Here is a 12,968-nt window from a genome sequence, read left to right as displayed (position 1 = left end):
AAACAACTATTTTGTATAATAGTAATAGAATATGTTTTTGAAATTTGATAATGAAAGAGTGAGAAGTTTGAAAGAAATATTAAAACAACAGTATGCCATTATAGATATTGGATCTAATACAATGCGTTTAGTTATTTATGAAAAGCAAAATGGAGGTTTTTATAAAGAGATTGAAAATACGAAAGTTGTTGCTAGGTTAAGGAATTACTTAATTGATGGTGTGTTGAATGAAGAGGGAATAGAAGTATTATTACAGACATTATTTCAATTTCAAGAAAGTACAAGATTCCATCAGTTGCATCATGTACTTTGTGTTGCAACAGCAACAATTAGACAGTCGGAGAATCAAGAGGAAATTAAAAAGCTTGTTGAAGGACAAACGGACTTTACGCTTAGAGTATTATCAGAGTATGAGGAAGCGCGTTACGGATACTTGGCGGTTATGAATTCTACATCGTTTTCAGAAGGAATAACGGTAGATATTGGTGGGGGAAGTACGGAAGTTACATACTTTAGAAATAGAGAGATTTTAGAGTACCATAGTTTTCCTTTTGGGGCACTTTCTTTAAAGCAACAATTTATTAAAGGTGATATTCCTACTAAAGATGAGTTAGAGGGAATGCAACAGTATTTAGAGTTTCAACTTCGAACGTTACCATGGTTAATCAATAAGAAATTGCCTCTTATTGCAATTGGTGGTAGTGCTAGGAACTTAGTAAAAATCCATCAAAATTTAATATGTTATCCTATAGCAGGATTACATTTATACAAGATGAAAGAAGAAGATATTGAAAGTGTAAAAGATGAATTGGAAAGATTGTCGTTCATAGAACTTCAGAAATTGGAAGGATTGGCAAAAGATCGAGCAGATACGATTATTCCAGCGGTTGAAGTATTTCATACACTTGTTAATGTTATAGAGGCACCGGCATTTGTATTAAGTAGAAAAGGGTTAAGAGAAGGTGTTTTCTATGAAGAGTTGACAAAAGATTTGGGGATTTCATATTATCCGAACGTAGTTGAAGAAAGTCTGCATTTACTATCACATGAATACGAAATGGACATGGAATTTGTTATTCAACTTATTAAACATGGAAGACTAATTTGCAAACAACTTGAGGAAATAGGGCTTATTTCTATGTCAGTAAAAGACTGGGAAGTGTTCCATCAAGCAGCGAAAGTGTTTAATATAGGCAAATATATAGACGAAGAAGCGAGCCGTTTACATACGTTTTATTTATTAGCGAATAAGACAATTGATGGCATGATGCATAAAGATCGAGTAAGGCTAGCGCTTATTGCATCGTATAAATCAAAAATGTTATTTAAACAACATTTATCTCCATTTGAAGGTTGGTTTGATAAAAGCGAACAAAAAAAAATCCGCCTGTTAGGAGCTGTTTTACAATTTTCAGCTACTTTAAATGCAAGGCAACGATCGCTTATTGATACCATATCTATAACAGAAAGCGAAGAAGGATTAACGTTTAAAGCTTTATGTGAACAATCGGCATTAGCGGAAAAAGTGCAAGCTGAAAAACAAAAAAAACAGTTAGAAAGAGTATTAAAAACGAATATTAACTTGTCATTTGAACTAAAATATTAGGTTGTACGGATGTCTTTACAAAAAAATTACACTTTATAATATTGTAATTTGCTAAAATAAAAGTAAGTAAATTATAGTAAAAAAGTTTCAAGGGGAAGTGTGAAGAGAATGGAATTATTGAAGGGGAATGCAGTAAATTTAAATGATACAGCTTATTACAATAATCGAGAGTTAAGTTGGTTAGCATTTAATGAACGTGTCTTACAAGAAGCGCAAGATGCAAATAATCCACTTTTGGAAAGATTGAAATTTATTAGTATTTTTAGTTCGAATTTAGATGAATTTTTTATGGTACGTGTAGCGGGATTAAAGGATCAAGTGAGTGCTGGATTTAATCAGCCAGAAAATAAAGCTGGCTTAACACCAAAAAAGCAATTAAATAAAATTGCGATAAAAGCCCATGCACTAATGACAGTACAATATGATACATTTAAAAATTATGTATTACCAGCACTTGAGTTAGAGGGAATTGAACGTTTAACATTCAATGATTTGACGAAAGAGCAGCGAGAATTTATAGAAGAGTATTTTGATGAGCAAATTTTTCCGGTGTTAACTCCTGTAGCTATTGATGCATATCGCCCATTTCCAATGTTATTAAACAAAAGTTTGAATTTGGCTACTCTTTTATATGATGAGAAGCAAGCGGAAGAAGAAAACAGGACGAAGTTAGGAATTGTGCAAGTTCCTTCATTACTTGAGCGCTTCATAATTTTACCGAGCGAAGGGCAAAAGCATAAATTTATTTTATTAGAAGACGTAATTAGTAGCTTTACTCATAAATTATTTACGGGATATACAGTATCATCTGTTACTCGTTTCCGTATTACACGCAATGCAGATTTAACGATTCATGAAGAAGGTGCGAGAGATTTATTAAAGGTAATTGAAAAAGAATTAAAAAAGCGTAAGTGGGGGGCTGCTGTTCGTTTAGAAGTTGGGAAAGAACACATTGATGAAAGAGTATTAGCGTTATTATATGAGGTTCTGGAAGTAAAAGATGAAGATGTATATATAATGGATGGTCCATTAGATTTAACATGTTTGTTTTCTTTATATAAAAAACTAGCTCCTTTATATGAACATCTTGTATATCCGGCTCTTATTCCGCAACCACCTCAAGATTTAGGTGATGAAGAAGATGTATTTGAAAAAGCAATTGAGCATGATATTTTATTACATCATCCTTTTGAATCATTTCAGCCGGTAGTTGATTTTGTCCGTGATGCGGCGGACGATCCGAATGTACTTGCGATTAAACAAACGTTATATCGTGTAAGTGGTGATTCACCGATTATTCAGGCGTTAAAGATAGCGGCTGAAAAGGGAAAACAAGTGACAGTATTAGTTGAATTAAAGGCAAGATTTGATGAAGAAAACAATGTTCATTGGGCTAAAGAATTGGAACAGGCAGGCTGTCATGTTATTTACGGTGTAAGTCACTTGAAAACACATAGTAAAATTACGTTAGTTGTAAGAAGAAAAAACGGAAAAATCGAAAGGTTCGTACATCTTGGAACTGGAAACTATAATGATGCAACAGCGAAGTTATATACTGATTTTGGATATATTACATCAAGAAAAGACTTTGGGGTTGATGCAACCAATTTCTTTAATTATTTAAGTGGTTATACAACAAAGCCACATTTTCATCATTTATCGGTTGCTCCATTTGATATAAGAGAGCAATTTATAGATTTAATAGATGAAGAAATCCGTTATCATAGGCAATATGGAAATGGATATATTATCGCTAAGATGAATTCATTAACAGATAAACCATTAATTAAAAAAATGTACGAAGCATCACAAGCTGGAGTAAAGGTAGAGCTCATTGTTCGAGGGACATGTTGCCTACGACCTGGCATTCCAAATGTAAGTGAAAATATTCGTGTAGTTAGTGTTGTTGGAAGATATTTAGAACATAGCCGTATTTATTATTTCCATCATAATGGGGAGGAGAAAATATATTTATCTTCAGCTGATTTGATGACGCGAAATATGGAGAAGCGAGTGGAAATATCTTTCCCAATATTAGATATTGAAATGAAGGCACGAATTAAGGCGATTTTACAGCTTACATTAGCTGATAATGTGAAAACACGTGAACAAAATAAAGATGGTGATTACTATTATGTTATTAATAGTAGTACAGAAGAAATTGATAGCCAAGTGAAGTTGTTTAAGATGGCATATCAAAATACAGACGCTGAATAATGAAAAAAGTAAAAACCTCTTATGTCAATAAGAGGTTTTTACTTTTTTCTACTCATATGCTCCAAAAATGGAAGGATGAGTAGAAACAATAGTTTTATTATAAGTGTGTAATGAGATGGCTCGTTGAGAGAATAATATTTGAAAGAATCGTTATTTTAACTTAGTAATAGTATGGTTGCTGACATGGTCCACCGTAACAAGGATAAGGTGCTGGCGGCGGGAAAGGTGTTGGATAAGGTGGATAAAATGGTCGAGGGCCGAAAGCTAATGCTCCGCCGAGCAATCCACCAGCAATTCCAGCTAGAAAGGGAACGCCAAAAAACGGGAAGAAGCGTGAGTCGCCTACTGGACCAATAGGTGCTGAACGGACTGGAATTGGTTGATAATATGGATACATGAACATACCTCCTTTATTGGACTCACTTTTATCATATGGTAAACAAAACGTGGATGAGCGCGTACAAGAAAGGATATGTAAGAAAATAGGCGAATTATTACGAATGTTGGAGTGTGAAAATTGTGATTTCAGGTTTTGACATAAAACGAAATGGGACACGTGTTCTTCCCAGGCCTCGATTGACATAGAGAGTTAAATCCTGAATTGTATAGAAGCCTTCAATATAGTCTTTGGCGAGTGAAGGTGTAATAATAGCTCCTAAAAAAGGAATTTGTACTTGTCCGCCGTGACTATGACCAGAAAGTTGCAAGTTGATTGGATATCTAGAAACTTTGGGCGCGATATCTGGTTCGTGAACAAGAACAATGTTATAAGTACTTTGCCGTGCATGCTCTAATGTTTTCTCTATTTTTGGTTTGCCTAGTAGTATATCATCGAGACCGAAAATAGAAATTTCGCTATTATCCATTAGACGAATTCTTTTTTCACTATTGAGCAATAGCTCAAATCCTGATTCATGCATGATGTGCTCATAGTATTCAGTTCCATATCCACCGTGATCATGGTTACCATAAATAGCGAATTTACCAAAGGGGGCTTGTATATTTTTTAAAATGGATGCAACGAAAGGAGTGTCAGTATACGTTTGATAATTATCAATGAGATCTCCGGTAAAAAGGACAATATCTGGATTTACAGCATTAATTTTAGAAACAACTTTAGATAAATGTTGAAGCGAGAAATAGTATCCGAGATGTAAATCGCTGAATTGAAGAATTTTCATACCATGAAAACTTTTTGGGATGAGTTGTGATTTTAATGTGTGCTGTGTAAAAGAAATGAAATGGGGCTCTATATATTTAGCATAGTAGTATCCGATGCTACTGGTTATAAATGAATAGAGACAAGTACGCATACCAATTTTTAAAAAATTTCTTCTTGTAATGTGCTTCATAAAAATATGAGTATACCTCAATGTTTTCATTCCATTTATAGGCTACTCAAATCTCCTTTCAGTTTATTTAAAATATACTTTACATAATAAAAAGTAGTATAGATTACGAAAAAAAATGAATAAAAAGAAAGTTCTTTACGCTAAAATATCAGAAAAGTTTAAAAATATAAAGATTTCTATTAAATAAAGTGATAAAATGAATGTGTATTCATTTTTTGGAGGGGATGTATGTGAAAGAAAAGGTAGTTATTATAACAGGTGGATCGAGTGGAATGGGAAAAGGAATGGCGACTCGTTTTGTAAAAGAAGGGGCACGAGTTGTTATTACAGGACGTACAAAGGAAAAACTAGAGGAAACAAAGTTGGAAATTGAACAATTTCCAGGGCAAGTATTACCTGTACAAATGGATGTAAGAAATACGGATGACATTCAGAAAATGATTGAACAGATTGATGAGAAGTTTGGTAGAATTGATGTTTTAATAAATAATGCAGCTGGAAACTTTATTTGTCCAGCAGAAGATTTATCTGTGAATGGCTGGAATTCAGTCATTAATATTGTATTAAACGGTACGTTTTACTGTAGTCATGCTGTCGGAAAATATTGGATTGAAAAAGGTATAAAAGGGAATATCATTAACATGGTAGCAACATATGCATGGGATGCAGGTCCAGGAGTGATTCATTCGGCTGCAGCGAAGGCAGGAGTATTAGCAATGACGAAGACGCTCGCTGTTGAGTGGGGACGTAAATATGGAATACGAGTTAACGCTATCGCGCCAGGACCAATTGAACGTACGGGCGGTGCTGATAAATTATGGATTTCAGAAGAAATGGCTAAACGTACGATACAAAGTGTTCCGCTTGGAAGGTTGGGTACGCCAGAAGAAATCGCTGGCCTAGCTTATTATTTATGTTCAGATGAAGCTGCGTACATAAATGGAACTTGCATGACAATGGATGGAGGACAACATTTACATCAATATCCATTTTAAAAGGGATAAAAAAATGAATGTTTGATTCATTTTTCTACGGTTAAATGTGACGGAATTGTGACATATGAAAGAAAAGTGTTTACAAGAGGTCATATATACGTTATATTTAAGACCTCTTTTTTCTTCATAGTAGAATTGCTAATTCCCCTTAGCATTTTACCCCTCTAATCCCTTCAGGAAAACTGAAGGGATTTTTTATTATTTTTCCGTAAATATCATGTTATAATTTTTGAAAAGTAAAGGGAGGGAAGCACGTTGATAGATGCATTAGATGTAATGAGTAACTTGGATAAAGTCCTTCCTTATTATCAAGCTATTTTTAGTGCTGATGAGCATACTGTAATTGGATACGAAGTAGTAGGACGTATTCAAACAGAAGAGGGCATACAAAGTTTAGCTTCTTTCTTTCACGATGATTCGATTCCAAGTGAATTTCAACTGGAAGCGGATAATATTATAGTAGAAAAAGCTTTAAATCGTTATTTAGAAAGCGATCAAAAATTATTATTATTTATACATCGGAATGCTAATGTATTAATGAATGATAATGATGAAAGCTTGCTTCAACTTTTATTGAGGTATGAAGAACAAGGTTTAAATTTAAAACAAATTGTTTTAGAGATTACAGAGCATGAATGTAAAGAAGATATAGAGCAATTTAATCATTTGCTTATGTATTATCGTACATATGGTATTCAAATTTCGATTAATAAAGTCGGAACGGGCACAAGTAATTTAGAGCGTATTAGCGTGTTAGCACCTGATATTTTAAAAGTAGATTTAACGAACTTAAGGCAAACAGCACTTTTACAATCTTATCAAGATATTTTATATTCTTTATCATTACTTGCTAGAAGAATTGGTGCAACTTTGTTATATGAAGAAATAGATGCTTTTTATCAACTGCAATATGCTTGGAAGAACGGTGGAAGATATTATCAAGGTAATTATTTGAAAGAATGTTTACCTGATTTTATTGAAACGAATGTTTTGAAAGAGCGACTGGGTAATGAATGTCATCAGTTTATTCAGCATGAAAAGAAGAAGTTACAAAAAATTTATAATTTAACAGAGATGTTACGCGATCGCATTGGCGATGTTTTATCAAAACAAAAAAAGAATGAAGATATAAATGATTGGTTATTACAATTTAGTCAAAGTGTATCACAGTGTAGTTTTCGTATATTTATTTGTAATGAAGATGGTTTCCAACAATCAGGAAATGTTATGAAAAAAGATGGAGAATGGATTGTGATGCCGGATTATTATATGAAGAACTGGAGTTGGCGCCCGTATTTTCTCGAGAATATCATGAAAATGCGTTTTGAGAATAAGGCGAGGCTTTCAGATTTATATGCAGATATTGAAACGGGAGAAATGGTACGAACATTTTCTTTCCCGATTGATGATGACAACTTTTTATTTATAGATTTATCTTATGAATATTTATATGAAGAAGATGTTTTATTTTAATGCACGAAGGAATTCGTGCATTTTTTGTTTGTTTTTATCATAAATTGGTAATAGTGAAAATGGTGATGAAAATGCTGTCTATCGTTGTAAAGATTTTACGAACGAAATCTGTCCTTTCTTTGCATAATCATTGTTACAATGAATACTACAAAGACAAGTTCTTTTAAAAGGAAGGTGAAAAAATGAGGAAATATGGAATATGGCTTGTTCTATTTGTATGTGTTGCCTTTCTAGTTGGTTATAGTGTTACGACTGTTTTAGGAAAAGAGGAAGTGGAAGTCGATCGGAAAGAAGTATTTACAACGATACAAAAAGGCTATGAAACACAGTTTTCAATTCGTGGGAAGCATTTGCCGATGAATAAGATGATAGAGACGTTATCACCGTATTTTACAGATAATTTCCTTCAAGTATTTACAGATGAAAATAGCAGAAGTGATAAACAAAGTGGTGAATATTTACTTCCGGCAAAAGAAGCACCGTTTTCTTTTAATTCAGAAACGAAAATGTCGTATGATGAAGAACATAAAAATTTATATGTATATGAGCGGACAAAAAGTGGACAGTATCAAATTGTAACATTGAAAAGGGATCAAGATAAATGGAAATTAGCAGGATATCATGAAAGTCAGGAACTTTTAACTGAAATAAAAAGGTTGCAACAATTATAAAGTGAAATTTTTAATCAGTGAGAGGGATTACTCTTCCATCTAACTTCTTTGCTGTAGCTAAATTTTGGGTGGGAGTTTTACTACCTACAAATAGCGGGATAAGAATAGGAATAGGTATTTACCTATTCCTATTCTATATTGAGTAGTTGTTGTAACTTTTCAATTTGAAACCCTGCAACTACTTCGCCATCAATTACGACTGTTGGAGTTGAATAAGAATCATAGTCGTATAAAAGACGATTGCGAGCAGCAGCGTCTTTTTTTACGTCAAATTCTTCATATGCAACGTTATTATGCTTCAAAAATTCTTTCACAATAACACATGGCGGACAATCGGGTTGTGTATAAACCTCAATTTTTTTCATTGTTATTCCTCCTTTTTTCTGTTTTTTATTATATTCTTCCAGTATAAAAACCGCAATAAAGAAGGGGAAATATGTTCTTTCTGTTTTTTCCTTCGCATTTCGACAAATTTTTAGTTGAGTTTCTGGCCAATAACCTTTATCCTAGAGTGTGGAACATTTTTTCTGTTATGGCGGATAGAATGAGTATAGCTGTAAAACCTATTGGTAGGAAGATTAGAGAAAGGAGAGATTTCATGTCTCTACTCCAAGGAATTTTAACTCGACTTGTTAGTCTACAAGAACAAGCTGAAAGCGGTGAAGTAGCACAACGCTATTTTGAAGTGAACGGTGAGCGCAAATGTAGCGTGAAATTTTTCGATAAAAGTGAAATGTATGAGTTAGAAGTGTATCAACAAGGTGAAAAACCTCAAGTGTATCAATTCGATAATATCGACATGGTTGCAATTGAGATTTACGATATCATTTCTTGATACATATAAAAAAGGTACTGCCATGTGGCAGTACCTTTTTTAGTTCTATTACTTTCTAGCGGAATGTATAGAAGTTTTTTATTTTTCCTACAATGGTATTAAAATGAAATTTTAATCCGTGCAAGTTTGCTTATCCATGTGGAAAATTAGTCCCGTCAACTGGGTGAATATGTGAAGCTAAACTTCTCACAATCGCTGGGTTCTGCAAATAGCCGGGAGAAATATAACTAGGAGGTTATCGTATGGAACGTTTACCAGTTGTGATTTGTCCTAATTGTCAAAGTTCTGCTGAGATTATTCATGTATTAACGGCTCAATCTAATCAAAATGTAATTTATACGTGCCAAGTTTGTCACTTTGTAATTCGAAATATTGAAACGAATAAAGGATAGGAAGTTATAATTTTAGTTTTTGTCCCATACAATGAGAATACGAAAAGTCTGTCTAATTGAAAGGACGTGACTCTGTGGACGGTGCACATAAATTTTACAATGTTTCAGAGAGACATTTAAATTTTGATACGGTCTTTAACCGTATTTGTAGTTTCATTGAAAAGGATCCGCGAAATTTATATCGATTATCCATTGGGACAGACTCGCAAGCGCATCAAAAGGATACGAGGTTTATTACAGCAATCCATATTCATCGTGTTGGAAAAGGTGCCTGGGGCTGTTTACACCACAGATCAGTAAAAGATAAGCCGGCAACCTTACGTGAGAAAATATATTTAGAAACGCAGTTTAGTCAAGAAATCGCATGTCTATTTACGCCTACTCATATACAAACAATATGGGAGTTATTGCATCCTTATGCTCAAGATGGGGCTGGATTCATAATGGAAATTCATTTAGACATTGGGAATGATGGTTTAACAAAAGAATTTATTTTAGATATGACAGAAAAAATTCGAGCAATGGGATTAACTGCAAAAATTAAGCCGGATGCTTATGCGGCGTTTAGCTATGCAAATCGATATACGAAATGATTTTTTTGTATGTGTACGATTGCTACATATCTTTTAATAAAAACTGAATATTACATCTATTAAATAGGTTGAATTTTTTATATAATAAGAGTAACGATGCGAGTGTAAGGAGAGGGGTATATGCAAAGGGAAGTTGTTTTAACAAAGGAAGAAGAAAGTTTATTACTAGATATTTTATTTCAGCAAAATTATGCAAGTGAAATTTTAGCTGTGGAACTTACAGATATTGAGAATGGTTTGAAACAGACAGATGTGATGCAATATAAAAAAATCACAAGGTTATTTTACAGATTAAAAAATAAAGGGTATTAAGCGCTACCGGAATGGTAGTCTTTTTTTTGTGCTGTATGCTAAAATAGCTGTGTGATTGTATTTTTATTGAAATAAATTTAGGACAAAATAATAATATGAAAACGCTGTCATAAAATGTGAATAGAGTTGTGAACATAAGCAGGAAAAAAGGAAAATGGGGGATGTAATATGATTAGTATTCCGAAAGACGAATTTCAACAAATTCTTGTGAAGGATTTAATGATTTCATCGGAAAAAGTAGCTCATGTCCAAATTGGAAATAGTTTAGAACATGCTTTACTCGTTCTTGTGAAATCTGGATATTCGGCGATACCTGTCTTAGATCCAATGTATAAACTACATGGTTTGATTAGTACTGCCATGATATTAGATGGTATGTTAGGATTAGAGCGTATTGAGTTTGAAAGACTCGATGATATGAAAGTAGAGCAGGTGATGAAGGAAGATATACCTGTTCTTAAATTAGACGATTCATTTGCAAAAGCTTTAGAAATGACAATTGATCATCCTTTTATTTGCGCTGTTAATGAAGAAGGCTATTTTGAGGGGATTTTAACACGTCGGGCTATTTTAAAATTGTTGAATAAGAAAGTAAGGCAATATAATCGATAACGTGAGAAAAGTGACTTCATAGAAACGAAGAAGTCACTTTTTTTCGTGCATATCACTTGTGTATGTATTATATTTAAAAAGACATAAAACATAAGGAAAGTTTGCGCTGGACAATTGTATTTTCTGAATGAAAGCATTCGGCTAAATTAAGGATGAAAAGCTTATTAAAATAAGGTGTATGGAAGCTAAGGAAAGAGGGAGAAAGTTGCAAATTGATGATTTTCAAATGATGGTTGTGTTAGCTCAGGAATCAAATATGAGAAAAGCGGCGGAACGTTTATTTGTTTCCCAACCTGCGCTGAGTCAACGATTACAATCTATGGAGAAACAATGGGGAATGAAGTTTTTTATTCGCTCACAAAAAGGATTGACAATTACACCTGAAGGGGAAAAAGTAGCAAATTATGCTAAAGAAATGTTGCAAAGGGAAGAAGATATAAAAAGTGAGCTAGCTGTTTTTAGAACGGAAACTCATGGAACGTTAAAAATAGCTGTTGCGTCAGTTATTGGTCAATATTGGCTCCCTCCTGTTTTGAAAAAGTTTGTGCATAAATATCCTTCTGTAAAGATATCGCTGTTTACTGGATGGAGTAGTGAAGTGCAAAAGCAGTTTTATGAAGGAGACGTTCATGTTGCTATACTGAGGGGCACACAAGAATATAAAGGTCAGAAACAACAATTATTTGAAGATGAACTGTATTTAGTTGATAAAGAAATAAAAGATATTTCGATGTTAAAAGAAACAAATAGGCCGTTCATTCAATTTAAAAGTGACTCTACTTATTATGGACAAATACAAAATTGGTGGTATGGTTTATTTTCTAATCCGCCTAAGCGAACAATTGTAGTTGACCAAATTGAAACATGTAAACAACTTGTTTTAAATGGTATAGGTTATGCCCTTTTACCTTCTACTGTTTTAAAGGAAGTACAGGAAAATATGTATAAAACACCTGTTCAACTGACGAGAGAAACATGGTTGTTAACAAGTGACTCGGCAAGGCAGTTGAAGCAAGTGCAAGCATTTTTAGAAATTATAGAAGAAATTCAAAGGGAAAAATAAGATTATTATCTTGCTACTCGCTCTTTCGTTTGGTAGAGTAACATTATAAATGGATTTAGGAGGCAACAAGAATGAAAATGATGGATGCTAACGAAATTATTTCGTTTATTCAAAAAAGTGAAAAGAAAACTCCTGTAAAGGTATACATAAAAGGGGATTTAAAAGAAGTAACATTCCCTGAAACAGTACAAGCATTTGTGAATAAAAAATCAGGTGTATTATTCGGAGAATGGTCTGAAATTAAGACAATTCTTGATGAGAATAATAAGCACATCGTTGACTACGTTGTAGAAAACGATCGTCGTAATTCTGCAATCCCAATGCTTGATTTAAAAGGTATTAAAGCTCGCATCGAGCCAGGTGCTATTATTCGTGACCATGTTGAAATTGGTGACAACGCTGTAATTATGATGAATGCAACAATTAACATTGGTGCTGTAATTGGTGAAGGTTCTATGATCGACATGAATGCAGTACTTGGTGGACGTGCAACAGTCGGTAAAAACTGTCACGTAGGTGCAGGTGCTGTACTTGCAGGTGTTATTGAGCCACCTTCTGCAAAACCAGTTATCGTTGAAGATGATGTAGTAATCGGTGCAAACGTAGTTGTTTTAGAGGGTGTTACAGTAGGTAAAGGTGCAGTTGTAGCAGCGGGAGCTGTTGTAACAGAAGATGTGCCTCCATACACAGTTGTTGCAGGTACTCCAGCACGTGTAATTAAAGAAATTGATGAGAAGACAAAAGCAAAAACAGAAATTAAACAAGAGCTTCGTCAATTAAACCCAGAGAAATAAAAAGTAAAAAAAGCGTAAGAGCGTAAAAGGGCTCTTACGCTTTTTATAGATAG

General features: G+C 33.7%; 15 protein-coding genes. 12 read left to right on the top strand and 3 right to left on the bottom strand.

Annotated elements, in window-relative coordinates:
- Positions 1–31 precede the first annotated feature (31 nt).
- On the top strand, positions 32–1,606 hold the full coding sequence (locus tag MKY21_RS20120) for a Ppx/GppA family phosphatase (protein ID WP_002000750.1): 1,575 nt from the start codon (positions 32–34) through the stop codon (positions 1,604–1,606).
- A 108-nt stretch (positions 1,607–1,714) separates the two neighbouring features.
- A complete protein-coding gene (locus MKY21_RS20115) occupies positions 1,715–3,823 on the top strand; it encodes a polyphosphate kinase (RefSeq protein WP_000421677.1) in 2,109 nt (702 codons plus the stop codon).
- A gap of 160 nt (positions 3,824–3,983) precedes the next feature.
- Here MKY21_RS20115 and MKY21_RS20110 read toward each other — a convergent pair whose 3' ends face one another.
- The gene (locus MKY21_RS20110; protein ID WP_000283741.1) at positions 3,984–4,220 is read right to left on the bottom strand and encodes a hypothetical protein; all 237 of its coding nucleotides are present in this window, start codon (positions 4,218–4,220) and stop codon (positions 3,984–3,986) included.
- A 97-nt stretch (positions 4,221–4,317) separates the two neighbouring features.
- A complete protein-coding gene (locus MKY21_RS20105) occupies positions 4,318–5,175 on the bottom strand; it encodes a metallophosphoesterase (protein WP_341077229.1) in 858 nt (285 codons plus the stop codon).
- A gap of 230 nt (positions 5,176–5,405) precedes the next feature.
- Between MKY21_RS20105 and fadH the strand changes: the two genes are divergently transcribed.
- The 3 genes from fadH to MKY21_RS20090 all read left to right on the top strand — a co-directional run bounded on the left by fadH (position 5,406) and on the right by MKY21_RS20090 (position 8,314).
- Positions 5,406–6,170: a 2,4-dienoyl-CoA reductase gene (fadH, locus tag MKY21_RS20100; protein ID WP_341077228.1), complete on the top strand. Its 765-nt coding sequence runs from the start codon at positions 5,406–5,408 to the stop codon at positions 6,168–6,170.
- Positions 6,171–6,425: 255 nt separating this feature from the next.
- Positions 6,426–7,643: an EAL domain-containing protein gene (locus MKY21_RS20095; protein ID WP_000564310.1), complete on the top strand. Its 1,218-nt coding sequence runs from the start codon at positions 6,426–6,428 to the stop codon at positions 7,641–7,643.
- A 182-nt stretch (positions 7,644–7,825) separates the two neighbouring features.
- The gene (locus tag MKY21_RS20090) at positions 7,826–8,314 is read left to right on the top strand and encodes a DUF3993 domain-containing protein (protein ID WP_001233804.1); all 489 of its coding nucleotides are present in this window, start codon (positions 7,826–7,828) and stop codon (positions 8,312–8,314) included.
- A gap of 128 nt (positions 8,315–8,442) precedes the next feature.
- On the opposite strand, the gene MKY21_RS20085 is transcribed toward MKY21_RS20090, so the two are convergent.
- Positions 8,443–8,679 carry a glutaredoxin family protein gene (locus MKY21_RS20085; protein WP_000717875.1) on the bottom strand — a complete coding sequence of 79 codons (237 nt, stop codon included), beginning with the start codon at positions 8,677–8,679 and terminating at the stop codon, positions 8,443–8,445.
- Positions 8,680–8,912: 233 nt separating this feature from the next.
- Here MKY21_RS20085 and MKY21_RS20080 point away from each other — a divergent pair, with 233 nt between their 5' ends.
- The 7 genes from MKY21_RS20080 to dapD all read left to right on the top strand — a co-directional run bounded on the left by MKY21_RS20080 (position 8,913) and on the right by dapD (position 12,915).
- Positions 8,913–9,149 carry a YkuJ family protein gene (locus MKY21_RS20080; protein ID WP_000055151.1) on the top strand — a complete coding sequence of 79 codons (237 nt, stop codon included), beginning with the start codon at positions 8,913–8,915 and terminating at the stop codon, positions 9,147–9,149.
- Positions 9,150–9,391: 242 nt separating this feature from the next.
- Positions 9,392–9,541, top strand: coding sequence for a hypothetical protein (locus MKY21_RS20075; RefSeq protein WP_000440540.1), 150 nt, complete (start codon positions 9,392–9,394; stop codon positions 9,539–9,541).
- 74 nt (positions 9,542–9,615) lie between these two features.
- The gene (locus MKY21_RS20070; RefSeq protein ID WP_016118569.1) at positions 9,616–10,134 is read left to right on the top strand and encodes a ribonuclease H-like YkuK family protein; all 519 of its coding nucleotides are present in this window, start codon (positions 9,616–9,618) and stop codon (positions 10,132–10,134) included.
- A gap of 120 nt (positions 10,135–10,254) precedes the next feature.
- Complete coding sequence (gene abbA, locus MKY21_RS20065) at positions 10,255–10,446, top strand: antirepressor AbbA (protein WP_001188692.1); 192 nt, start codon at positions 10,255–10,257, stop codon at positions 10,444–10,446.
- 168 nt (positions 10,447–10,614) lie between these two features.
- A complete protein-coding gene (gene cbpB, locus MKY21_RS20060) occupies positions 10,615–11,058 on the top strand; it encodes a cyclic-di-AMP-binding protein CbpB (protein WP_000623580.1) in 444 nt (147 codons plus the stop codon).
- 178 nt (positions 11,059–11,236) lie between these two features.
- Positions 11,237–12,121 carry a LysR family transcriptional regulator gene (locus MKY21_RS20055; RefSeq protein ID WP_001987174.1) on the top strand — a complete coding sequence of 295 codons (885 nt, stop codon included), beginning with the start codon at positions 11,237–11,239 and terminating at the stop codon, positions 12,119–12,121.
- A gap of 71 nt (positions 12,122–12,192) precedes the next feature.
- Complete coding sequence (gene dapD, locus MKY21_RS20050) at positions 12,193–12,915, top strand: 2,3,4,5-tetrahydropyridine-2,6-dicarboxylate N-acetyltransferase (RefSeq protein ID WP_000783241.1); 723 nt, start codon at positions 12,193–12,195, stop codon at positions 12,913–12,915.
- Positions 12,916–12,968: the final 53 nt, after the last annotated feature.

The organism is Bacillus sp. FSL R9-9497, assembly GCF_038005805.1.
Taxonomy (GTDB): domain Bacteria; phylum Bacillota; class Bacilli; order Bacillales; family Bacillaceae_G; genus Bacillus_A; species Bacillus_A cereus.
The sequence above is the reverse complement of the archived record's forward strand: the minus strand, read 5'-3'. Positions and strand labels throughout refer to the sequence as shown.

Bases quoted from the DNA above. Each gene is read 5' to 3' on its own strand.
- MKY21_RS20120 (WP_002000750.1), top strand. From the start codon at position 32: ATGTTTTTGAAATTTGATAATGAAAGAGTGAGAAGTTTGAAAGAAATA.
- MKY21_RS20115 (WP_000421677.1), top strand. From the start codon at position 1,715: ATGGAATTATTGAAGGGGAATGCAGTAAATTTAAATGATACAGCTTAT.
- MKY21_RS20110 (WP_000283741.1), bottom strand. From the start codon at position 4,220: ATGTATCCATATTATCAACCAATTCCAGTCCGTTCAGCACCTATTGGT.
- MKY21_RS20105 (WP_341077229.1), bottom strand. From the start codon at position 5,175: ATGAAGCACATTACAAGAAGAAATTTTTTAAAAATTGGTATGCGTACT.
- MKY21_RS20090 (WP_001233804.1), top strand. From the start codon at position 7,826: ATGAGGAAATATGGAATATGGCTTGTTCTATTTGTATGTGTTGCCTTT.
- MKY21_RS20085 (WP_000717875.1), bottom strand. From the start codon at position 8,679: ATGAAAAAAATTGAGGTTTATACACAACCCGATTGTCCGCCATGTGTT.
- MKY21_RS20080 (WP_000055151.1), top strand. From the start codon at position 8,913: ATGTCTCTACTCCAAGGAATTTTAACTCGACTTGTTAGTCTACAAGAA.
- MKY21_RS20075 (WP_000440540.1), top strand. From the start codon at position 9,392: ATGGAACGTTTACCAGTTGTGATTTGTCCTAATTGTCAAAGTTCTGCT.
- abbA (WP_001188692.1), top strand. From the start codon at position 10,255: ATGCAAAGGGAAGTTGTTTTAACAAAGGAAGAAGAAAGTTTATTACTA.
- cbpB (WP_000623580.1), top strand. From the start codon at position 10,615: ATGATTAGTATTCCGAAAGACGAATTTCAACAAATTCTTGTGAAGGAT.
- MKY21_RS20055 (WP_001987174.1), top strand. From the start codon at position 11,237: ATGGAAGCTAAGGAAAGAGGGAGAAAGTTGCAAATTGATGATTTTCAA.
- dapD (WP_000783241.1), top strand. From the start codon at position 12,193: ATGAAAATGATGGATGCTAACGAAATTATTTCGTTTATTCAAAAAAGT.